This window comes from Kitasatospora sp. NRRL B-11411 (assembly GCF_000721345.1).
Lineage (GTDB): Bacteria > Actinomycetota > Actinomycetes > Streptomycetales > Streptomycetaceae > Kitasatospora > Kitasatospora cineracea.
This window is the reverse complement of the sequence record NZ_JOGH01000001.1, coordinates 228507-252156: the sequence shown is the minus strand read 5'-3', so window position 1 is coordinate 252156 and position 23650 is coordinate 228507. Positions and strand designations below refer to the sequence as shown.

13 protein-coding genes are annotated in these 23650 nt (G+C 71.6%); 11 read left to right on the top strand and 2 right to left on the bottom strand.

Annotated elements, in window-relative coordinates; translation table 11 throughout:
• Positions 1 to 440: 440 nt before the first annotated feature.
• From rpoB to IH44_RS0101150, 6 genes are all read left to right on the top strand, one after another.
• Positions 441 to 3914, top strand: a complete 3474-nt coding sequence (rpoB, locus tag IH44_RS0101175; RefSeq protein WP_030457449.1) for a DNA-directed RNA polymerase subunit beta — start codon at positions 441 to 443, stop codon at positions 3912 to 3914.
• Between the two features lie 100 nt (positions 3915 to 4014).
• Entirely contained in the window at positions 4015 to 7908 is a 3894-nt protein-coding gene (locus IH44_RS0101170; protein ID WP_030457448.1) for a DNA-directed RNA polymerase subunit beta', read from the top strand.
• A gap of 178 nt (positions 7909 to 8086) precedes the next feature.
• Positions 8087 to 8755 (top strand): hypothetical protein, encoded by a 669-nt coding sequence (locus IH44_RS0101165; protein ID WP_051816412.1) that lies wholly within the window; start codon positions 8087 to 8089, stop codon positions 8753 to 8755.
• Positions 8756 to 8855: 100 nt separating this feature from the next.
• A complete protein-coding gene (locus tag IH44_RS0101160) occupies positions 8856 to 10319 on the top strand; it encodes a WGR domain-containing protein (RefSeq protein WP_030457446.1) in 1464 nt (487 codons plus the stop codon).
• 166 nt (positions 10320 to 10485) lie between these two features.
• Positions 10486 to 11676: a sensor histidine kinase gene (locus IH44_RS0101155; protein ID WP_051816411.1), complete on the top strand. Its 1191-nt coding sequence runs from the start codon at positions 10486 to 10488 to the stop codon at positions 11674 to 11676.
• A 25-nt stretch (positions 11677 to 11701) separates the two neighbouring features.
• Entirely contained in the window at positions 11702 to 12376 is a 675-nt protein-coding gene (locus IH44_RS0101150) for a response regulator transcription factor (RefSeq protein ID WP_030457444.1), read from the top strand.
• Positions 12377 to 12422: 46 nt separating this feature from the next.
• On the opposite strand, the gene IH44_RS0101145 is transcribed toward IH44_RS0101150, so the two are convergent.
• Complete coding sequence (locus IH44_RS0101145; RefSeq protein WP_030457443.1) at positions 12423 to 13319, bottom strand: IS982 family transposase; 897 nt, start codon at positions 13317 to 13319, stop codon at positions 12423 to 12425.
• A 250-nt stretch (positions 13320 to 13569) separates the two neighbouring features.
• On the opposite strand from IH44_RS0101145, the gene IH44_RS0101140 reads away from it, so the two are divergent.
• From IH44_RS0101140 to IH44_RS0101120, 5 genes are all read left to right on the top strand, one after another.
• Positions 13570 to 14151: a hypothetical protein gene (locus IH44_RS0101140; RefSeq protein ID WP_051816410.1), complete on the top strand. Its 582-nt coding sequence runs from the start codon at positions 13570 to 13572 to the stop codon at positions 14149 to 14151.
• A gap of 250 nt (positions 14152 to 14401) precedes the next feature.
• Positions 14402 to 19321 carry an AAA domain-containing protein gene (locus tag IH44_RS0101135; RefSeq protein ID WP_232794774.1) on the top strand — a complete coding sequence of 1640 codons (4920 nt, stop codon included), beginning with the start codon at positions 14402 to 14404 and terminating at the stop codon, positions 19319 to 19321.
• Between the two features lie 69 nt (positions 19322 to 19390).
• Positions 19391 to 20140 (top strand): Sir2 family NAD-dependent protein deacetylase, encoded by a 750-nt coding sequence (locus IH44_RS0101130; RefSeq protein WP_030457440.1) that lies wholly within the window; start codon positions 19391 to 19393, stop codon positions 20138 to 20140.
• A gap of 60 nt (positions 20141 to 20200) precedes the next feature.
• Positions 20201 to 21412, top strand: coding sequence for a cytochrome P450 (locus IH44_RS0101125; protein ID WP_030457439.1), 1212 nt, complete (start codon positions 20201 to 20203; stop codon positions 21410 to 21412).
• A gap of 13 nt (positions 21413 to 21425) precedes the next feature.
• Positions 21426 to 22421: an ADP-ribosylglycohydrolase family protein gene (locus IH44_RS0101120; RefSeq protein ID WP_030457438.1), complete on the top strand. Its 996-nt coding sequence runs from the start codon at positions 21426 to 21428 to the stop codon at positions 22419 to 22421.
• 80 nt (positions 22422 to 22501) lie between these two features.
• On the opposite strand, the gene IH44_RS40435 is transcribed toward IH44_RS0101120, so the two are convergent.
• Positions 22502 to 23629 (bottom strand): ADP-ribosylglycohydrolase family protein, encoded by a 1128-nt coding sequence (locus IH44_RS40435; RefSeq protein ID WP_035953467.1) that lies wholly within the window; start codon positions 23627 to 23629, stop codon positions 22502 to 22504.
• Positions 23630 to 23650: the final 21 nt, after the last annotated feature.

Below are 23650 nucleotides of genomic sequence, written 5' to 3'. Positions count from 1 at the left end.
CCCGGGCACGGGCAGCGTGTAACGCGCCGGGCGGTCCGGACGATGGGCAGTACGAGGTCCACACCCTGGTGCGGGCCTTGACGAACAGCACGCGGCGCGCGATTCTCAAGGCGCGTGCCCAAGCGGAACCGTCTCCGATGCATATTCGGCGGCGGCACTGGGAAGGTTCCCGGTGACGCAGAAGTGGGTGCGACGGCCCGGCCGGTGAGGGATCACTGCCCGGGTTGTCGGTTGTACGGGAGGAGCGTCCGATTCGGTCTCCGAATCAGGGCTTGCTAGCAGTGTCGCCTTTGGCTACACTGTCCCTTTGCGCTGCCTGTTAGCTGCTCCGTGACTCGTCGCCCGGAGTGGTCCCTGTCCTGACCTGGGGTTTTCCGCCTCGGCCAAGGCCCGGCCGGTATGCGCGTAGTGAGCTCCGAGCCCTCGGAAGGACCCCCCTCTTGGCCGCGCCGCGCAACGCCTCGAACAATTCCGCATCCACCGCCCCGCTCCGCGTCTCGTTCGCGAAGATCAAGGAGCCCCTCGAGGTCCCCAACCTCCTCGCCCTGCAGACCGAGAGCTTCGACTGGCTGCTCGGCAACGCGGCCTGGAAGTCCCGGGTCGAGGCTGCCCTGGAGAGCGGTCAGGACGTCCCCACCAAGTCCGGTCTGGAGGAGATCTTCGAGGAGATCTCCCCGATCGAGGACTTCAGCGGGTCGATGTCCCTGACCTTCCGGGACCACCGTTTCGAGCCGCCGAAGAACTCCATCGACGAGTGCAAGGACCGCGACTTCACCTTCGCGGCCCCGCTCTTCGTCACCGCGGAGTTCACCAACAACGAGACCGGTGAGATCAAGTCCCAGACCGTGTTCATGGGCGACTTCCCGCTCATGACCAACAAGGGCACGTTCATCATCAACGGCACCGAGCGTGTCGTCGTGTCCCAGCTGGTGCGTTCCCCCGGCGTCTACTTCGACTCCACCCTGGACAAGGTCTCCGACAAGGACATCTTCTCCGCCAAGATCATCCCCTCCCGCGGTGCCTGGCTGGAGATGGAGATCGACAAGCGCGACATGGTCGGTGTCCGCATCGACCGCAAGCGCAAGCAGTCGGTCACCGTGCTGCTCAAGGCCCTCGGTTGGACCACCGAGATGATCCTGGAGGAGTTCGGCGAGTACGAGTCGATGCGCGCCACCCTGGAGAAGGACCACACCCAGGGCCAGGACGACGCGCTGCTCGACATCTACCGCAAGCTGCGCCCGGGCGAGCCGCCGACCCGCGAGGCCGCGCAGACGCTGCTGGAGAACCTGTACTTCAACCCGAAGCGCTACGACCTCGCCAAGGTCGGCCGCTACAAGGTGAACCGGAAGCTGGGCAACGCCGAGTCGCTCGACTCCGGCGTGCTCACCGAGCCGGACATCATCGGGACGATCAAGTACCTGGTGAAGCTGCACGCCGGCGAGACCGAGTGGCGCGACGACACGAGCCGCGACATCGTCATCGAGGTCGACGACATCGACCACTTCGGCAACCGCCGCCTGCGCAACGTCGGCGAGCTGATCCAGAACCAGGTCCGCACCGGCCTCGCCCGCATGGAGCGCGTGGTCCGCGAGCGGATGACCACCCAGGACGTCGAGGCGATCACGCCGCAGACCCTGATCAACATCCGGCCGGTCGTCGCCTCCATCAAGGAGTTCTTCGGCACCAGCCAGCTGTCGCAGTTCATGGACCAGACGAACCCGCTGTCGGGCCTGACCCACAAGCGCCGTCTGTCCGCGCTCGGCCCCGGTGGTCTGTCCCGCGAGCGGGCCGGCTTCGAGGTCCGCGACGTGCACCCCTCGCACTACGGCCGCATGTGTCCGATCGAGACCCCCGAAGGCCCGAACATCGGTCTGATCGGCTCGCTCGCCTCGTACGGCCGGGTCAACGCGTTCGGCTTCATCGAGACCCCGTACCGCAAGGTCGTCGACGGTGTCGTCACCGAGGCCGTCGACTACCTGACCGCGGACGAGGAGGACCGGTACGTCATCGCGCAGGCCAACGCCCCGCTCACCGCGGAGCTGACCTTCGCCGAGCCGCGCGTCCTGGTCCGCCGCCGCGGCGGCGAGATCGACTACATCCCCGGCACCGAGATCGACTACATGGACGTCTCGCCGCGCCAGATGGTGTCGGTCGCGACCGCCATGATCCCCTTCCTCGAGCACGACGACGCCAACCGCGCGCTGATGGGCTCGAACATGATGCGCCAGGCCGTCCCGCTGCTGCGCAGCGAGGCGCCGCTGGTCGGCACCGGCATGGAGTACCGCTGCGCCGTCGACGCCGCGGACGTGATCACCGCCGACAAGGCCGGCGTGGTGCAGGAGGTCTCGGCCGACTACGTCACCGTCGCCAACGACGACGGCACGTACAACACCTACCGGGCCGCCAAGTTCACCCGCTCCAACCAGGGCACCGCCTTCAACCAGAAGGTGCTCGTGGACGAGGGCCAGCGGGTCGAGGTCAACCAGGTGCTGGCCGACGGCCCGTGCACCGACGAGGGCGAGATGGCCCTCGGCAAGAACCTCCTCGTGGCGTTCATGTCGTGGGAGGGCCACAACTACGAGGACGCGATCATCCTGTCGCAGCGCCTCGTCCAGGACGACGTCCTCTCCTCGATCCACATCGAGGAGCACGAGGTCGACGCCCGTGACACCAAGCTGGGCCCCGAGGAGATCACCCGGGACATCCCGAACGTCTCCGAGGAGGTCCTCGCCGACCTCGACGAGCGCGGCATCATCCGGATCGGCGCCGACGTCGTCACCGGCGACATCCTGGTCGGCAAGGTCACCCCGAAGGGCGAGACCGAGCTGACCCCGGAGGAGCGCCTGCTCCGCGCGATCTTCGGCGAGAAGGCCCGCGAGGTCCGCGACACCTCGCTGAAGGTGCCGCACGGCGAGTCCGGCAAGGTCATCGGCGTCCGCGTCTTCGACCGCGAGGAGGGGGACGAGCTTCCCCCGGGCGTGAACCAGCTGGTCCGCGTCTACGTCGCCCAGAAGCGCAAGATCACCAACGGTGACAAGCTGGCCGGCCGCCACGGCAACAAGGGCGTCATCTCCAAGATCCTGCCGGTCGAGGACATGCCGTTCCTGGAGGACGGCACCCCGGTCGACATCATCCTGAACCCGCTGGGCGTCCCGTCCCGAATGAACCCGGGACAGGTCCTGGAGATCCACCTCGGCTGGCTCGCCATGCAGGGCTGGGACGTCTCCGGCCTCGCCGACGAGTGGGCCAAGCGGCTCCAGGCGATCGGCGCCGACACGGTCCAGGGCGGCACCAACCTCGCCACCCCGGTCTTCGACGGCGCCCGCGAGGACGAGATCACCGGCCTGCTGGACAACACCACCCTCACCCGTGACGGTGAGCGCCTGGTGAACTCCACCGGCAAGGCCCGGCTGTTCGACGGCCGCTCCGGCGAGCCGTTCCCGATGCCGGTCTCGGTCGGCTACATGTACATCCTCAAGCTGCACCACCTGGTCGACGACAAGCTGCACGCCCGTTCGACCGGCCCGTACTCGATGATCACCCAGCAGCCGCTCGGTGGTAAGGCGCAGTTCGGTGGTCAGCGCTTCGGTGAGATGGAGGTGTGGGCCCTTGAGGCGTACGGCGCCGCTTACGCGCTGCAGGAGCTGCTCACCATCAAGTCCGACGACGTCCTGGGCCGCGTGAAGGTCTACGAGGCCATCGTCAAGGGCGAGAACATTCCCGAGCCCGGCATTCCCGAGTCCTTCAAGGTCCTCATCAAGGAAATGCAGTCGCTCTGCCTCAACGTGGAGGTGCTGTCCTCGGACGGCCAGTCCATCGAGATGCGCGACAGCGACGAGGACGTGTTCCGCGCCGCCGAGGAGCTCGGCATTGACCTGTCCCGGCGCGAGCCGAGCAGCGTCGAAGAGGTCTGACGGAGGCCGGGCCGGCCGTTCCCGAACGGCCGGCCCGCCCCCAGGCCCCCCTCAGACCAACAGACAGACTCTCGAATCACGAAAGAGGGCTTGACGACCAGTGCTTGACGTCAACTTCTTCGACGAGCTCCGCATCGGACTGGCCACCGCCGACGACATCCGCCAGTGGTCGCACGGCGAGGTGAAGAAGCCGGAGACCATCAACTACCGCACGCTGAAGCCGGAAAAGGACGGCCTCTTCTGCGAGAAGATCTTCGGTCCCACCCGGGACTGGGAGTGCTACTGCGGCAAGTACAAGCGCGTCCGCTTCAAGGGCATCATCTGTGAGCGCTGCGGCGTCGAGGTGACCCGCGCCAAGGTGCGCCGCGAGCGGATGGGCCACATCGAGCTGGCCGCCCCGGTCACCCACATCTGGTACTTCAAGGGCGTCCCGTCGCGCCTGGGCTACCTGCTCGACCTGGCGCCGAAGGACCTCGAGAAGGTCATCTACTTCGCCGCCTACATGATCACCTGGGTCGACGACGAGCGCCGCCAGCGCGACCTGCCGTCCCTGGAGGCGCACGTCTCGGTCGAGCGCCAGCAGATCGAGAACCGGCGCGACGCCGACCTGGAGGCCCGGGCCAAGAAGGCCGAGTCCGACCTGGCCGAGCTGGAGGCCGAGGGCGCCAAGGCCGACGTGCGCCGCAAGGTGCGCGAGGGCGCCGAGCGCGAGATGAAGCAGCTGCGCGACCGCACGCAGCGCGAGATCGACCGCCTCGACGAGGTCTGGACCCGGTTCAAGAACCTCAAGGTCCAGGACCTGGAGGGCGACGAGCTGCTCTACCGCGAGCTGCGCGACCGCTTCGGCACCTACTTCTCCGGCTCGATGGGCGCCGCGGCCCTCAAGGACCGCCTGGAGTCCTTCGACCTGGGCGAGGAGGCCGAGCGCCTCCGCGAGATCATCCGCACCGGCAAGGGCCAGAAGAAGACCCGCGCGCTCAAGCGCCTCAAGGTCGTCTCCGCCTTCCTGCAGACCAGCAACAAGCCCAAGGGCATGGTGCTCGACTGCGTCCCGGTGATCCCGCCGGACCTGCGCCCGATGGTCCAGCTCGACGGTGGCCGCTTCGCCACCTCCGACCTGAACGACCTGTACCGCCGCGTCATCAACCGCAACAACCGCCTGAAGCGGCTTCTCGACCTCGGTGCGCCCGAGATCATCGTGAACAACGAGAAGCGCATGCTCCAGGAGGCCGTCGACGCGCTCTTCGACAACGGCCGCCGCGGCCGCCCGGTCACGGGCCCCGGCAACCGTCCGCTGAAGTCGCTGTCCGACATGCTCAAGGGCAAGCAGGGTCGTTTCCGCCAGAACCTGCTCGGCAAGCGCGTCGACTACTCGGCCCGTTCGGTCATCGTCGTCGGCCCGCAGCTCAAGCTGCACCAGTGCGGCCTGCCCAAGGCCATGGCGCTGGAGCTCTTCAAGCCGTTCGTGATGAAGCGCCTGGTCGACCTGAACCACGCGCAGAACATCAAGTCGGCCAAGCGCATGGTCGAGCGCGCCCGCCCCGTGGTGTGGGACGTCCTCGAAGAGGTCATCGCCGAGCACCCGGTGCTGCTGAACCGTGCGCCCACCCTGCACCGCCTCGGCATCCAGGCCTTCGAGCCGCAGCTGGTCGAGGGCAAGGCCATCCAGATCCACCCGCTCGTCTGCACCGCGTTCAACGCGGACTTCGACGGCGACCAGATGGCCGTGCACCTGCCGCTGTCCGCGGAGGCGCAGGCCGAGGCCCGCATCCTGATGCTGTCCTCGAACAACATCCTGAAGCCGGCCGACGGCCGCCCCGTCACCATGCCGACCCAGGACATGGTGCTGGGCCTGTTCTTCCTCACCTCGGACCGCGAGGAGGTCAAGGGCAAGGGCCGTTCCTTCTCCTCGACCGCCGAGGCGATCATGGCCTTCGACGCCCGCGAGCTGGACGTCCAGGCCACCATCGACCTGCGGATGGCCGCCGGCACCGTCCCGCCCCGCGGCTGGACCCCGCCGGTGGACGAGGACGGGCAGCCGACCTGGCACGAGGGTGAGCCGTTCCGGATCACCACCACGCTGGGCCGGGCGCTCTTCAACGAGCTGCTGCCCGAGGACTACCCGTTCGTCGACTACGAGATCGGCAAGAAGCAGCTCTCGGCGATCGTCAACGACCTCGCCGAGCGCTACCCGAAGGTCGTCGTCGCCGCGGCGCTCGACAACCTGAAGGCGGCCGGCTTCCACTGGTCGACCCGTTCCGGTGTCACCGTCTCGATCTCGGACGTCATCGTCCCGCCGACCAAGCCCGCCATCCTGGAGGGCTACGAGGCGCAGGCGGAGAAGGTCCAGCGCCAGTACGAGCGCGGTCTGATCACCGACAACGAGCGCAAGTCCGAGCTCATCGGCATCTGGACCCGCGCGACCAACGAGGTCGCCGACGCGATGGCCGCGAACTTCCCGAAGACGAACCCCATCTTCATGATGGTCGACTCGGGCGCCCGCGGAAACATGATGCAGATGCGTCAGATCGCCGGTATGCGCGGTCTGGTGTCGAACGCGAAGAACGAGACCATCGCGCGTCCCATCAAGGCCTCGTTCCGTGAGGGCCTGTCCGTGCTGGAGTACTTCATCTCCACCCACGGTGCCCGCAAGGGTCTGGCCGACACCGCGCTGCGCACCGCCGACTCGGGTTACCTGACCCGTCGTCTGGTGGACGTCTCGCAGGACGTGATCATCCGCGAGGAGGACTGCGGCACCGAGCGCGGCCTCAAGCTGTCGATCGGCTCGGTCGGCGCGGACGGCGTGCTGCGCAAGGCCGACGACGTCGAGACCAGCGTCTACGCCCGCATGCTCGCCGAGGACATCACCGTCGACGGCAAGCTGATCGCCACCGCCAACACCGACCTCGGCGACGTCCTGATGGACGAGCTGATCCGGCACGGCGTGAGCGAGGTCAAGGTCCGCTCGATCCTGACCTGCGAGTCCGCGGTCGGCACCTGTGCCTTCTGCTACGGCCGCTCGCTGGCCACCGGCAAGCTGGTCGACATCGGTGAGGCGGTCGGCATCATCGCCGCCCAGTCCATCGGTGAGCCCGGCACCCAGCTGACCATGCGCACCTTCCACACCGGTGGTGTGGCCGGTGACGACATCACCCAGGGTCTGCCCCGTGTCGTCGAGCTCTTCGAGGCCCGCACCCCCAAGGGTGTCGCCCCGATCTCGGAGGCCCAGGGCCGGGTCCGCATCGAGGACACCGAGAAGACCCGCAAGGTCGTCGTCACCCCCGACGACGGCAGCGACGAGATCGCCTACCCGGTCTCCAAGCGCGTCAAGCTGCTGGTCAGCGAGGGCGAGGCGGTCGAGGTCGGCCAGAAGCTGACCGTCGGCGCGACCAACCCGCACGACGTGCTGCGCATCATGGGCCAGCGTGCCGTCCAGATCCACCTGGTGGCCGAGGTCCAGAAGGTCTACAACTCGCAGGGCGTGTCGATCCACGACAAGCACATCGAGATCATCATCCGGCAGATGCTCCGCCGCGTGACGATCATCGAGTCGGGCGACGCCGAGCTGCTCCCGGGCGAGCTCGTCGAGCGCGGCCGCTTCGAGCAGGAGAACCGTCGCGTGGTCTCCGAGGGCGGCCACCCCGCCTCCGGCCGTCCGCAGCTGATGGGTATCACCAAGGCCTCGCTGGCCACCGAGTCCTGGCTGTCGGCCGCCTCCTTCCAGGAGACGACCCGGGTGCTCACCGACGCGGCGATCCACGCCAAGTCGGACCCGCTGCTGGGCCTCAAGGAGAACGTCATCCTCGGCAAGCTCATCCCGGCCGGTACGGGTCTGCCCCGCTACCGCAACATCCGGGTCGAGCCGACCGAGGAGGCCAAGGCCGCGATGTACTCGGCCGTCGGCTACGACGACTACGACCTGTCGCCGTTCGGCGCGGGCTCCGGTCAGGCCGTCCCGCTGGACGACTACGACTACGGCCCGTACACCGGCTGAGCGATCGGCTGATCCGGCACGGCTGTACCGCAGGGCGGTCACCCCACTCGGGGTGGCCGCCCTGCGGCGTTCCCACTAGGGGATCCCCCTGGGGACGGAGGCGGGGGAACCACTCCCTGGAGGGAGGCGGCGGCGGGGGGCCGGCCGGGAGACTGGTGGGTGTCGAGAGGAGGCCGCGGTGAAGCGGATCATGGGGGCGGCGGCGGTCGTGGCGCTGCTGGCGGTCGGGGCGGTCGGGTGCGGGCCGTGGGACGACCAGAAGAAGACGGTGTCCTACGAAGTGCCCGGCCAGGTCACCGAGTTGGAGGTGGACGGGCAGGTCGGCGGGATCGAGGTGCGGGCCGGGGACGGGCCGGTGCAGGTGGTGGAGAAGCGCACCTGGCGGGACCGGGAGCCGCAGGCCACCCACGTGCTCGCCGACGGGGTGCTGAAGCTGGCGTACTCCTGCTCGCAGTGCGGGATCGGCTACCAGGTGCGGGTGCCGGCCGGGACGGTGCTGCGGCTGAAGGAGACCACCGGCGGCATCTCGCTGCACGGCCTGAGCGGGGACGTCACCGCGGAGGCGGTCACCGGCGGGGTGGAGGCGACCGGGCTGCGCAGCGCGAACGTCCTGCTGAAGACCGAGACCGGCGGGGTGACGGCGCGGTTCGCCGCCGCGCCGACCAGGGCCGAACTGCGCACCGAGACCGGCGGGGTGCAGCTGACCGTGCCCGCGGGGGAGGCGTACGCGGTGGACGCGCACGCCTCGACGGGCGGCACCGACGTGAGCGTCCCCTCGCAGGTCGGGGCCGCGCACGCGCTGGTCGCCCGGGCGAACACCGGCGGTGTGAAGGTCAGCACCGGCTGATCGCCAACTGTCGGTGCCGGGCCGTAGATTGGGCGGTGTCGGCAGGTGGCGAGGGCCCCGCCGGCTCCCCCGAACTCTGTGCCCGAAAGGGGCGTCGGCCATGGCTGCCACCGTTTCCGCGGACCCGCAGGTGACCTACCTGGAACTCTCCGAGGACGAGGGGAGCGCCCACAAGTTCTACGAAGTCACGGTCAAGGAAGCCGAGTTGACCATCCGCTACGGGCGGATCGGTGAGAGCGGCACCACCAAGACCACGGTGTGCGCGAGCGCCGAGAAGGCCGCCGCGCAGGCCGCGAAGAAGATCGGCGAGAAGGTCCGCAAGGGCTACTCCCCGGCCGTCCGGGGCGTGCGCCAGCGCCGGTCCGTGACCCGCCGGCAGATCACCTCCAGCCGCTCCACCGCCCACCAGGCGCCGCTGCTGTGGCGCTTCCGCTCCGGCTCGCCCGCCTTCGGCGTGTACGTCGGCGAGGAGCACGCCTGGGTCGGCAACGAGAAGGGCGACGTCTACACGCTGACCACCGACGGGCAGGTCACCGGCCGGTTCGGGCTGCCCGACGGCGTCAAGTGCATCGTCGCCGACGACTGGTGGATCTACGCGGGCTGCGACGACGGCAAGGTGTACGACCTCGGCGGGAAGGTGCCGCGGGTGGCGTACGAGATCGCCCAGGACGTGGACATCTACTGGCTGGACATCCACGACGGCGTGCTCGGCGTCGCCGACGAGCGCGGCGGGCTGACCACCGTCGACCACGAGGACGAGTTCCAGTGGCGGCGCAGCGCCCAGGGCTCGTCCGGCTGGATGGTGCGCTGCGACGCCGACTCGGTCTACCACGGCTGGTCGGCGGGCGTCGCCCGGTACGCCAAGCGCGGCGGCGACCAGCTCTGGCACACCCGCACCAAGGGCCAGGTGCTGTTCGGCTGGCAGGAGAAGGACGAGGTGTTCGCGGGCACCTCGCAGGGCTGGGTGCACCGGCTGCGCAAGGCCGACGGTTCGGAGGCCGCCGCGTACAAGTGCGACGCCGCGGTGTTCTCCTGCGCGGCCTCCCCCGACGGGGAGTTCGTGTTCGCGGGCGACAACCACTCGTCCGTCTACTGCTTCGCCGCCGACGGCACCCGGCTGTGGAAGCTCGGCACCGGCTGCGGCTCCGCGTACAGCATGCAGTACCGCGACGGGCGGCTGTACCTGGTCACCACCGACGGCTCGCTGGCCTGCCTGGACGCCTCCCAGGGCGCCGTGCGGGCCGCCGAGCAGGGCACCCTGCCGGCCACCGCCGAGGTGAGCGGCGCGGGCGTCGAACGGGTCGCGGCCGGCGCCGAGCTGGAGACCGTCAGCGCCGGTGCGGTGGCCGCCGGGACGGGCGCCGGGGGCATCGAGGTGGAGTGCGTGGCCGAGGGCGGGCGGCTGCGGGTCCGGGTGGTCACGCCCGGCTACGACGCGGCGCTGCGGGTGCAGTTCCCGAAGGACGTCCGGGTCGCCGGGGCGCGGTACCTGGTCGCCGAGGTGCGCCGGTCCGAGTCCGGCGGGTTCTACCGGGCCCGCGGGGAGATCAAGCGGCTGCTGTGACGTCCCGGGCGGTTCGCGCAGGGGGCGCTCCCGGTCGGGGGCGCCCCCTCGCGGGTGCGGGAGGGCCGGTGACCGTGCAGGCGATGCGCGGCGAGCCGGAGGGCGCCCCTCGTGCGTGCGGGAGGGCCCTGCGGCGGCCGGCCGACGGTGCGAGAGGATGCGCGGCATGGGGAAGTGGACGGAGGGCCTGCTGGCCCGGGGGCGGGCCCGGCCGTGGGCGGTGAACGGGCCGCTGGTGGCGCTCGCCGTCGGCGTCTCGCTCTGGGGGGTGTACGCCGACCAGCACGACGACGAACGCCAGTGGTGGGCCTACGCGTTGGCGCTGGCCGGGTCGCTGCCGCTGTGGTGGCGGCAGCGGGCGCCGTGGGCGGTGATGGTGGTCACCGCCGTCCCCACCGCGGTGCTGTCGGTGACCGCGCACTTCGCCATGCCGCAGATCCAGGTCGCCACCGCGGTCGCCATCTACACCGTCGCCGACCGCGGCCGGGACTGGCAGCGCGCCGTGCTGCTGGCCTTCGTGGTGGCCGGCAACGTGGTCGGCACCCGGTCCTTCGGCGGCATGCTGTTCAGCCTGGTGGTGTCGGTGGGCAGCTTCGCCATCGGCTCGCTGGTGCGGGAACTGCGCCGGCTGGCCGGCGTCGAGGCCGAACGGGCCCGGCAGGCCGGGCTGCGGGCCGCCAGCGACGCCGCCCGGGCCGTCGCCGAGGAGCGCGCCCGGATCGCCCGCGAGATGCACGACATCCTCGCCCACGCGGTCTCCCTGATGGTGATCCAGGCCGAGGCCGGGCCGCTGGTGGTGCGCGGCGACCCCGACCGGGCGATCCGCGCGTTCGACGCGATCGCCGACTCCGGGCGCGACGCGATGGTGCAACTCCGGCGGGTGCTGGGCGTGTTGAAGGAGGAGGGCGCGGCCCCCGCGCTCGCCCCGCAGCCCCGGCTGGCGGAACTCGCGGGCGTGCTGCAGCGGGTCCGCGACTCCGGGGTGGCGGTCGACGCCGAGATCGAGGAGGCCGGGCCGGCCGAGGTGCAGGCGGCGGCCTTCCGGATCGTCCAGGAGGCCCTCACCAACGTGGTCAAGCACGCCGGGGCCCGGCACGTCAGCGTCCGGGTCGCGGTCCGGGACGGGGCCCGGCTCGCGGTCGAGGTCGCCGACGACGGGGCCGGGGCGGCGGGCGCGGCCGGGAGCGGGGTCGGGAGCGGGGCCGGGGCGGGGGCCGGGATCGACGGGCGCTCCGGCGGGCGCGGCCTGCTCTCCATCCGGGAGCGCGCGGCGGCCTGCGGCGGCAGCGCCGAGACCGGGCCCCGGACCGACGGACCCGGCTACCTGGTGGCCGCCGTGCTGCCGCTCAACGCCTGAACAACTCCCCAGGAAGGCAAGCGAGTTGACCATTCGTGTAGTGATCGCCGACGACCAGGAACTGGTCCGGGCCGGCTTCGGCATGATCCTCGACGCCCAGCCCGACATCGAGGTCGTGGCCGAGGCCGGCGACGGGCAGCAGGCCGTCGAGGCCGTCCGCGCCCACGCCCCCGACGTGCTGCTGCTCGACGTCCGGATGCCCGTCATGGACGGCATCGAGGCCGCCCGCCGGGTCTGCGCCGAACACCCCGCCTGCAAGGTCATCATGCTCACCACCTTCGACGTCGACGACTACGTCTTCGACGCGCTGCACGCCGGGGCCAGCGGCTTCCTGCTCAAGGACGTCCGCCGCGACGACCTGGTCCACGCCGTCCGGGTCGTCGACTCCGGCGAGGCCCTGCTCGCCCCGTCCGTCACCCGCCGCGTCATCGGCGAGGTCACCGCCCGCAAGGCCGGCGCCGCGCCGGTCGTCCCGCGGATCCTCGGCCGGCTCCTGGAGTCGCTCACCGCACGGGAGTTGGAGACCCTGCGGCTGGTCGCCCGGGGCATGTCCAACGCCGAGATCGCCGCCGAACTGGTGGTCAGCGAACACACCGTCAAGACGCACGTCAGCAACCTGCTGCAGAAACTCGGCCTCCGCGACCGGGTGCACGCGGTGGTCTTCGCGTACGAGGCGGGGGCGGTCACGGCGGGGGAGTAGGCCACCCGCACTCCCCGGACCCCTAGACGAGTAGTTCCGAAGTCGGTCAGTGGTCGTAGGCGATCAGCGAGCGGGTGAGGGGTCGGCCGGTGGCGCGGTTGTGCCAGATCGCGCAGGTCATCGCCAGCAGTCGCTGGCCGACCCGAGCACCGAGGCCCTCGATGGTGCGGCCGCCGTGCTGTTCGAGGCCGAGTTGGCCCTTGAGGGTGTCGTTGACGGATTCGATCAGTTGCCGGACCGACTTCAGCAGCCCCTCTCCGGGGCGTGGGGTTCGGTTGCGGTAGGACGGTCGCAGTAGTTGGGCGCCGTACTGGTCGAGGAAGCGGTCGAGTTCGGCGGAGACGTAGCCCTTGTCGGCGAGGATCAGCAGGCCGGGTCGCTCACGGGCCAGCTCCGGTTCGGGTTCGACGAGGGCGGCCAGCACCTCGCGCTCGTCGACCTTGGGGTTGGCCAGGGCCCAGGTGACGGGCAGTCCGACCGGGGTGCAGACCAGGTGGAGCTTCAGTCCCCAGAACCAGCGCGAGTGCGAGCGGCTGTAGCCGTAGCCGGCCCATCCGGCCAGGGCCGAGCGGCGGGCGGTGTCGCGGGAGCGGCCGCACTCCACCGGCGTGGAATCGGTGATCCACACCGGGTCTGCCCACAGGTCGCTGTCCCGGGCCAGGTCGCGGATGGTCTGCTGGATCAGTGGCCGGGCGGCCCGCAGGCGCTTGTTGTAGCCGGGGCGTTCGGGCAGGCGGGGGAACATGCCGCGCAGGTGGGCACGGGCGAAGCGGATCCATCGGGCCTCGGAGTGGAAGCCCAGCAGTACCTGGGCGACGGCCAGGCAGAGCAACTCGGCGTCCGTCAGTCGCGGCGGTCGACCCAACCATCGCGTTCGGGGCAGGTGATCATCGATCCGCACGTAGAGTGCGGTCAGGAGGGTGTCCAGCTCTTCGGTCGTCACAACCCGAATGCTGGATACCCTCCCTGCACGTCCGAAGCAGAACCGGAAAACCCAGCCGACTTCGGAACTACTCGTCTAGGGGTAGCAGGGGCGCCCCGGCCGGGCTCCGGGTGGTCCCCGAGAAGGCCCCGAGGGGCTCCTCCGCAGGAGGGAGCGGGCACTCTCACCGGCGCGGGGGAGGCGCCGCGCGGCCCGGCGGAGGAGGGTTGAGGTGTCGGGAAGAAGGCACTCTCACAAGGCGGTTGGGACGATGGCGGCGGGACGACGGGCACTGGGCTGGGCGACGGGACTGCTGGCGGTGTACGGGCTGGTGCGGCTACTGCCGGGCTCGCGCGGAGTGGGCGTCGGCTGGACGGTGGGGCACCTGGCGCTGTTCGCCGGACTGGCCCTGCTGGGTGCGGGGCTGGTGGAACTGTGGCGGCTCGGCGGTCGCACCGGGGCGTGGGGCCGGGCCTGGCTCGGCCTCGGCTGCGCCGGAGTCGCGGCGGGGCTCGCCCAGGCCGGCATCGACCTGTACGCCAACGCCGTCTCGGCCGACCGGGCGGCCCGTTCGGAGCTGTTCGACCGGGTGCAGTCGGTGCCCGGGGTGATGCCGCTGGTGTACTCGGTGGTGCCGATGCTGCTCTACGTCGGCCTGCTCGCGCTGCTGGTGCGGCTGGCGCTGCACCGGACCGTCCCGTGGTGGAGCCCGGCGCTGGTGCTGCTGGGCACCCTGGCGATGGGGGCGTCCCTGGACCTGCTGGCGCTCGGCGCGGTGCTGTACCTGCTGGCGTTCCGGCCGGTGATAACCGGTGGCCGCGGCGGGCTGCGGGCCGTACCGTCCGGGGAGTGAACGCACACTTCGTCATCACATTGTCTCCAAGCCCGCCCACGGGCACGCGGGAGCGGCACTAGGCTCGGGGTAACCCGCTCCGTCGACTCCCGAGTGAGGCATGTTGTCCACCGTCGCAAGCAGTGCTCCTGGACCGGGCGACGCCTTGAGGGTGCGTCAGATCTTCCGGTACCTCGCCGAGGCAGGTGAGAGTCGGGTCAAACCGGTGCGCTCGCTGGAGCAGGCGCGGCACGTTCTGTGGCTGTCCGACATGCCTTACGGCACACCGGAGTTGCAGTGCTTCCTGGCCGCACCGCTGTCGGGCGACGAGCCGTGCTGGCTGGCAGTGGAGCGTCCTCCCCACCGTGAGGCGCCGGCACCGGGTGGCCTGCTCGCCGACTGGCTGGACGCCACTGAGGCGGCGGACTGCGATCGGGAACGGCCGCCCGCGCTCCGGGCGGAAACCGAGCTACCCGGAACGGAGACCGGTCCGGACGACGGGGAGACGCGGGTCGTCACGACAGTGGCGCTGGAGAGCTTTCCGCGCCGTGTCGAAGTGGAGGCCGAGTACCAGGTCTGGGCGGGACTGTGGGCCGAGTGGGCGGAGTGGCGGCGTGCGACCAGGCCGATCGGCCGGTTGTACGAGAGCCTGTACCGGATCCACGAGGATGCCAGTGCGCTCGGTGAGAGCTACGAGCTGGTGCTCTGCTTCGGTTACTTGACCTGGTCGGCGGGCGAGGAGCCGATCCGGCGCCACCTGCTGACCGGTCGGGCCGTCCTCGACCTTGATGTCCACACCGGGCGGCTGGTGCTCACCCCCGATCCCGAGTCACCGGGTCTGGTGCTCGAGGAGGGCATGCTCGACGCGAACCAGAAGGTCCGCAGCGACACCCGGGAGGTGATCCGCCGCAGCCTGGAGGACGCGGGGGCCGTCACCGAGCAGAACGACATCGAATACGTCCACCAGGCCCTCGAAGCCTGGGCGATAGCCGCCCATCAGAACGGCCGCTACCTGCGGCAGGAGGCTCAGCACCGGTCCTCGTCGGCGGTCGAACCGCGGGTCAGCTTCGCTCCCGCGCTGGTGCTCCGGGAGCGCAGCCGCCGCACCAACATCGACGCGCTGCAGGGCATCGCCCGGGCGATCGAGCAGGGGGCCGGGCCCACCGATCTGTTGCGGTTCATCGCCGGACACACCGAGGACGGGAACGGACAGGACCCGCAGCACACCTCCACCACCCCCGACGGACCGGTGGAGACGTACTTCGCGCTGCCGTCCAACGAGGAGCAGCGCACCATCGCCGAACGGCTGCGGGCCGGCCGACTGGTGGTTGTCCAGGGGCCGCCCGGGACGGGCAAGACCCACACCATCGCCAACCTGGTCACCGACCTGCTGGCGCAGGGGCAGCGCGTGCTGATCACCAGCCACACCGCTCGGGCGCTGAAGGTCCTCAAGGACAAGCTTCCTGCCAGCATCCGTGAACTCTGTGTCAGCCGCACCGACGACGGACTCGCCGCCCAGCAGGAACTGCGAGGGTCGATCCAGGCGATCCTGGAGCGCCAGGGAAGCTACGAGCGCCGCGCCTACCAGCGCCGGATCGACAACCTGGAACAGCGGCTCCGAGGCGCCCGGACAGCCCAGGCCCTGGCCCTGACCGAACTGCGGGCGATACGCGAGCAGGAGACGTACCAGCACCCCGTCGAGATCGGCGACTACCAGGGCACCCTGCAGGAGATCGCCCACCGGCTCGCCGCGGAGGAGCCCGTACTCGGGTGGCTCGGACCCGTACCGACCGCCAGCCCGGGCGTCACCTCCGACCAGGTCCGAGCGCTGCGGGAGGCATCGGCGGCTTACACCCCGCAGCACCGGGTCGCGGTCGACGAGGTGGCGGAGCTCCCCGCCGAGGGCGAGATCCTCGGGGCAGCCGCCTTCGAGCAGGACCTGCGGGCGGTGCAGAAAGCGGAGCAGGGGCTGGCGGCACTACGGCACAACGACCTCACGGACCGCCTCGACGGCCCCGTCGCCCGACTCGCGCCGGACGCCCAGCAGCGGGTCTCCGCCGCCCTCGAGACGTACTCCGCCGCCCGAACCGCTACCGCGACCCTTCCCGGGTGGGCCGAACCGCTGCGGGCCGAAGCGCTCGGCGGCGATCAGTGGCAGTTGCGCAGCCGGCACCGGACCACGGTGGAATCGCTGCAGCAGGCGAAGGAACGGGCCGCTGCCCTGAACGGCTGCCGGGTGGACGGACTGGAGGCCCACGACGTCGCCACCGCGCTGCGGTTGGCCACCACCCTGCGCGACGGGCTGGCAGCGGGCGAGAAACTGCGCGGCCCGCTCGGCCTCAAACCGAAGTTGCGTAAGGCGGTCGGGGACTTCCCCGAGACCGTGCGGGTCGACGGGCTCGCCGTCGACAACGTGGAAGCCGCCACCAAGGTGCTCGCCCGGGTCGAACTGGAACGGCACCTGCAGGACGTCGAGCAGGAGTGGGAGGACGCCACCGCCCCCTGGCAGGCGCTCACCCGAAGGCTGGCCCGACTGGAGTCCGCCGCCGCCGTCCTCGACGGGCTGATGGTTCTGGTCGCGGCCCGCACCGGGCTGCTCGACGCCCTCGCCCCGGTGCCGGAACTGACTGTCCGGCCCTGGCACCTGGACGAGGAGTGCCGGGCGCTCGGCGCGCTGCTCACCGCCCGGGAGGCCCTGCGCGGGGCCGAGGCGCCGAAGGCCCGGCTGGCCGCCACCGAGCAGGCCCTGGTGGCCTGGGCCGACCGTGCCGACACCGCCGCTGCTCCGGTCCGGCTGCTGCTGCGCGCGGTGCGCGAATCCGCCGCCGAAGCGTACCGGGAGCACTCCGATGCGCTGGCCGGTCTGCGGACCGCACTGGAGCTCAAAGCCCGCTACGAGGCCGCACGGCAACCGGTCGCCGCCGTCCTGCCGGAGCTGGCCCAGCAGTTGGGGGAGGACCCAGGTGCCGACCGCTGGACGGACCGGATCCGGGCGTTCGAACGGGCCTGGGCCTGGTCGGCCTGGTCCGAGCGGATGCGCGAACTGACCGATCCGGCGGCTGAGGAGAAGCAGCGCAAACTGCTGGCCGAGGCGGATGGCGACATCCGGATCGCGCTGGAAAAGCTCGCGGCCGACCGCTCCTGGTTCGGCTGCCTGGAACGGCTGACCGACGGGGAGGCGGTGGCCCTGGCCTCGTACCAGCAGAGTGTCAGCCGTTTCGGGAAGGGCACCGGCAAGCACGCCCACCGCTACCGGGTGCAGGCGATGGAGAGCCTGAAGGAGTGCCAGGGCGCCGTCCCCGCCTGGATCATGCCGCTCTACCAGGTCACCGCGACCGTTCCGATGGACCGGGCCGGCCGTTTCGACGTGGTCATCATCGACGAGGCCAGCCAGTCAGGCCCGGAGGCGCTACTGCTGGCCTGGCTGGGCAAGAAGATCATCGTGGTCGGTGACGACAAGCAGGTCAGCCCCGCCAACGTCGGCCTCGACCAGGACCAGCTCTTCCAACTGCAGAACCGGCTGCTGGAGGCGCTCCCCGCATCCCGGCGCAACCTGTTCAGTCCGATGGCGAGCTTCTTCGACATCGCCACCGGTCTGGCCGGTGGCCGGGGCCGCCTGATGCTCCAGGAACACTTCCGGTGCATGCCGGAGATCATCGGCTTCTCCAACGAGCTCTCCTACCACGGCAGGCTCCAGCCGCTGCGCCAGTTCGGTGCGGACCGCCTGCCTCCGATCCGCACCACGTACGTCCCCAGCGCCTACGTCGACGGCACCGGCCAGCGCCAGTACAACCGGGCCGAGGCCGAGCAACTGGTCGACCAGGTGGTCCGGTGCTGCACCGACCCGGCCTACCAGGGCCGCACCATGGGCGTGATCACCATGCTCGGCAGCGGGCAGAAGCAGCTCATCGAAGACCTGCTGAGCGAGCGGCTGCCGGTCGACGTCCGCCAGCAGCGCAAGATCCGGATCGGCGACGCCGAGGACTTCCAGGGCGACGAGCGCGACATCGTCTTCATCAGCCTGGTGATCAGCCTGGCCGGCGATGACGGGCCGCGCCGCCCCGGGCCGTTCGCCAGCGAGGCCATGCAGCAGCGGCTCAACGTGGCCGCGTCCCGGGCCCGTGACCAGGTCTGGGTGTTCCACAGCGTGACCGCCACCGACCTCGGCCCAAACGACCTGCGCCGCAAGTACCTGGAGTACTGCCTGCGCCCCGCTGACGAGCGCAGGGGCCCCGGACCCGAGGACGTCCGACCTGACGTCCGGCACGAGGACTTCGACAGCCTCTTCGAACAGCGGGTCTACCTGGCGCTGCGCGGCCGTGGCTACCAGGTCCGGCCGCAGTACCCCGCCGGCCGATACCGGATCGACCTGGTGGTGGAGGGTGGCACCCGGCGACTCGCCGTGGAGTGCGACGGTGACGCCTTCCACAACGAGGAGAACGCCGACGCCGACGCGGCCCGGCAGCGCGAACTCGAGCGCGTCGGCTGGACGTTCGTGCGGATCAGGGGCAGCCGGTTCTTCCTCGATCCAGAACGTGCCCTGGAACCGTTGTGGGCCGAACTGGACCGCCTCGGCATCTCACCCGGCGGATTCGAGGACGCAGCTGACGGCGAGGCCACCGAGAGCACCGGCGGCGCCGACGAGCTCCACGTCCTCGAGCCCGACCCGTCCGCGGCTCCCGCACCCACTCCCGCCGTGCCGGCGGCCGACGTCCCGGGCCGGTCGGAACGCCCGGTCTTCCCCGTGACGGTGGTGTCGGTGAACTCCTACCGCCGGGCGCAGCGCGAGCTGACCTTTCTGGAGGACCGGATCGCCTCACCGGCCGAGCTGGGCCCGGCAGTCGACGGTGCTGCGCTCGCAGCCCGGCGGGCGGCCCAGGACGAGGCGCGTCAGCGGGACGAGGAACGCCGGGCATTCCTGCGGACATACCTGGACCAGGTGACGCCGGACCAGCGGTTGACGGGTGTGGGAGTGGTGGTGCCGGGCTGCCTGATCGGGGTCGAGCACGAGGGCGACCCGGAGACCGTCCTGTACACGATCTCGACGGCGCCGAGCACGGAGGCGCAGCGGATCTCACCGAACTCGGATCTCGGAAGGGCGCTGCTGTGGTGCGAGGTGGGCGAGCACCTCAGCTACCAGATCGGACGGGACGGGACCGAACGGGCCGTGGTGCGGTTCATCGAGGACTGACGGCGCCTCACCGTCCGTGCCGGTGATAACCGGTGGCCGCGGCGGGCTGCGGGCCGTACCGTCCGGGGAATGACTGGGAAGCGGCCGCTGGTGGCGGTGTTGACGGGTGCGGGCATCTCCACGGACTCGGGGATCCCCGACTACCGGGGCCCGCAGGGGCTCTGGCAGCGGGACCCGGGCGCGCAGGACCTGGTGACGATCGGCCCGTACCTGGCGAGCGGCGAGGTGCGGCGCCGGTCCTGGCTGATGCGGCGGGACGCGGGCGCGATCGGCGCCGAGCCGAACGCCGGGCACCGGGCGCTGGTGGACCTGGAACGGGCCGGCGTCCCGGTGCGGGTGCTGACGCAGAACGTGGACGGGCTGCACCAGGCGGCCGGGCTCCCGGCCCGCAAGGTGGTCGAGCTGCACGGGACGGCCACCGAGGTGCAGTGCGTGCGCTGCCGGGTGACCGGCCCGATGGCGGCGGCGCTGGAACGGGTCGCCGCGGGCGAGGACGACCCGGCGTGCGAGCAGTGCGGCGGGGTGCTGCGGCCGCGCACCGTGATGTTCGGCGAGGCACTGGACGAGCGGGTGCTGCAGCAGGCGGACGCGATCGCCAGGAACTGCCAGGTGTTCCTGGCGGTCGGCAGCTCGCTGCAGGTGCACCCGGCGGCGCTGCTGCCGAGGATCGCGCTGGAGCACGACGCGCGGCTGATCGTGGTCAACGGCGAGCCCACGCCGTGGGACTGGGCCGCGCACGAGGTGATCCAGGTGCCGATCTCGCAGGCGCTGCCCGAGCTGGTGGCCCGGCTGGTGGACGGCGACCTGTCCGAGGTGTGAGCCGCGGGCGCGGTGGGGCGGAGACGTAGCATGGCGGCCCGACGAGCAGGGAGGACCCCCATGTCGATCGACGCCTTCGACCCGTGGTCGGCCGCGTTCGTGGCCCGCCCCTACCCGGCGTACGCCGCGCTGCGCGAGCAGGCGCCCGTCCACCACTACGCGCCGACCGGCCAGTGGCTGGTCTCCCAGTATGCCGACGTCAACGCGCTGCTGCGGGACCGGCGGCTCGGCCGCACCTACACCCACCGGTTCACCCACGAGGAGTTCGGGCAGCCCGCGCCGGACCCCGCGCACGAGCCGTTCCACACCCTCAACGACCACGGCCTGCTCGACCTGGAGGGCCCCGACCACACCCGGATCCGCCGCCTGGTCGCCAAGGCGTTCACCCCGCGGATGGTCGAGTCGCTGCGCCCCACCGTCCGGCGGCTGGCCGGCGAACTCGTCGACGGCCTGCTCGCCGACGGCGGCGGCGACCTGATCGCCGAGGTCGCCGAACCGCTGCCGGTCGCGGTGATCGCCGAGATGCTGGGCGTCCCGGAGTCCGACCGGCACCTGCTGCGCCCCTGGTCCGCCGACATCACCGGCATGTTCGAACTCCACCCGAGCGAGCAGACCGCCCACCGCGCCGTCACCGCCAGCCTCGAATTCTCGGCCTACCTGCGGGAGTTGATCCGCCGCCGACGCGCCGACCCGGGCCCCGACCTGATCAGCGCGCTGGCCCTGGCCGCCGAGGACGGGCAGGTGCTCAGCGAGCAGGAGACGGTCTCCACCTGCGTCCTGCTGCTCAACGCCGGCCACGAGGCCACCGTCAACACCACCGGCAACGGCTGGCTCGCCCTGTTCCGCAACCCCGGCGAACTCGCCCGGCTGCGCGGCGCCGTGGACGAACTGCTGCCCACCGCCGTCGAGGAACTCATGCGGTACGACACCCCGCTGCAGATGTTCGAACGCTGGGTGCTGGACGACATCGAGGTGGCCGGCACCCGCATCCCGCGCGGCGCCGAGGTCGCCCTGCTGTTCGGCTCCGCCAACCACGACCCCGACCGCTTCACCGACCCCGAGCGGCTCGACCTCGGCCGCACCGACAACCCGCACCTCACCTTCGGCGCCGGAATCCACTTCTGCCTCGGCGCCCCGCTCGCCAGAATGGAACTCACCGAGTCCTACGGCGCACTGCTCCGCAAGGCCCCCGGGCTGACGCTGCAACGCGAACCCGACTGGCGCCCCGGCTACGTGATCCGCGGACTGGAGCAGCTGCTGGTCGAGACCTGAGGGGGAACACGCGATGCGACGGGCGACGGGCGCGATGCTGGGACTGGCGATCGGCGACGCGCTGGGCAAGCGCACCGAGTTCCTCACCCTCGACGAGATCGGGCTGCTCAGCCCCGACTGGCGGCGGCTCCCGCTCCCGAAGAAGGCCCAGGTCACCGACGACACCCAGATGACCCTGGCCCTCGCCCGCGCCCTGCGCGCGGCCCTCGCCGAGGGCCCGCTCACCCCCGAGCGCCTCGAACTCCCGCTGCGCGCGGAGTTCGTGGACTGGTGGCGCTCCCCGGACAACGACCGCGCCCCCGGCATGACCTGCCTGCGCTCCTGCTCCCGGCTCTCCACCGGCGGCCCCTGGCAGGCCGCCAGTGACCTCGGCTCCAAGGGCTGCGGCGCGAACATGCGGGTCGCCCCGCTCGGCCTGGTCCGGGAGCTGACGGACCGTCAGGTCTCCGGCGCGTCCCAGCTGCAGTCCGGCCTCACCCACGGCCACCCCACCGCGCTGGCCGCCAGCGAACTCACCGCCTTCACCGTCCGCCGGCTCGCCCAAGGCGCCGACCCCGCCGAACTCCCCGCCCGGCTGCGCGCCCACGCCCGCGAACAGCGCACCCGCTACGACGGGTTCTGGCTCGGCGACCTCTCCGCCCGGGACCACTTCGGCTCCCCGGAGGAGTTCATCGCCCGCGGCTGGGACGAGTGCCTGCTCGCCCTCGACCGGCTCGACGCCGCACTGGCCGCCGCCGACCCCGAGGCCGACCCGTGCGAGCGCACCGGCGCGGGCTGGGTCGCCGAGGAGGCCTTCGCCAGTGCGCTGCTCTGCTTCCTGCTGTTCCCCGACGACCCGGTCGCCGCCGTCCGCCGCGCCGCCGTCTCCTCCGGCGACTCCGACTCGCTGGCCTGCCTGGCCGGAGCCTTCGCCGGCGCCCACCGCGGCGCGGACGCCTGGCCGGCCGACTGGACCGACCGGATCGAGTACCGCGAGGACCTGCTGTCCTTCGGCGCCCACTGGGACTGAACCGCCGGACCTGGGACTGAACCGCCGGACCTGGGACCGAACCGCCGGACCTGGGACCGAACCGCCGGACGGACGGCCCGTCAGAGGCCGGTGTCGCGCTGCCGGAACCGCGTCCGCCCGGACGGGTCGGCCGGGAGGACAACGGCGGCCGGGGGAGCCGCGGGGGCGGGGGCCGCCGCGGCGACGGCCGCCTGCGGGTAGCGCGCGGCCAGGGCCGTCCGGTCGCCGTGGGTGGCCGCGGTGACCAGGTCGTCGGCCACCTGCAGGACGACGTCGCGGCCCTCCACCAGGGCGCACCAGTCGGCCGGCAGGCCGGACAGGCCGTGCAGGGCGCCGACCAGGTTGCCGCAGACCGCGCCGGTGGAGTCGCTGTCGCCGGAGTGGTTGACGGAGAGCACCAGGGCGGTGCGGGCGTCCGGGGCGGCCAGGGCCGCGTACACGGCGACGGCCAGGCACTCCTCGGCGATCCAGCCGAGGCCGACCCGCTCCACGCCCTCCGCGCTGCCGGGGCCCTCGTCGGCGATCCGGACGGCCCGGCGCAGCGCGTCGCCGGTCTCCTGCCCCAGGTACTGCGCGTCGACCTGGGCCAGGACCGCGTCGATCGCCGCGCGCAGCGGCTCCCCGGCGGCGACCCGGGCGACCAGGGCGGCGAACGCGCCCGCCGCGAGGTAGCCGGTGGGGTGGCCGTGGGTGAGCTGGGCGGCCACCGCGGCCTGCCGGAACGCCTCCTGCGGGCCCAGCCCGAACAGGCCGAACGGGGCCGAGCGCATCACCGTCCCGCAGCCCTTGGAACCGGGGTTGACCGGCCCGTCCTGGCCGAACGGGGCGGCGGGCCGGTAGCCGGTGGCCACCCCGGTGGTGCAGGCGTTGCCGGGGGCCCGGGAGGCGTACAGGAAGTCCTGGGCGGCCAGCCAGCCGTCCGGGTTCGGCCCCGGCTCGGGCAGCCGCTGGGTGAGGAACCAGCGCCGGTACGCGGCGTGCAGGTCCTCCGGGCGGCCGCCGCGCAGCAGGCCCTCCGCGGTGAACAGGGTCATCTGGGTGTCGTCGGTGACCTGCCCGCCGAGCCCGGCGTCCGCCAGGTCGGTCAGGCCGTCCGGCCCGAACCGGGCCCGGATCTGGTCCAGCCGCTGGAACTCGATCGGCCAGCCCAGCGCGTCGCCCAGCGCGCCGCCGAGCAGCGCGCCCCGTACCCGGTCCGTGAAGTCCATCGCTCTTTCCCCCTCGGTCGG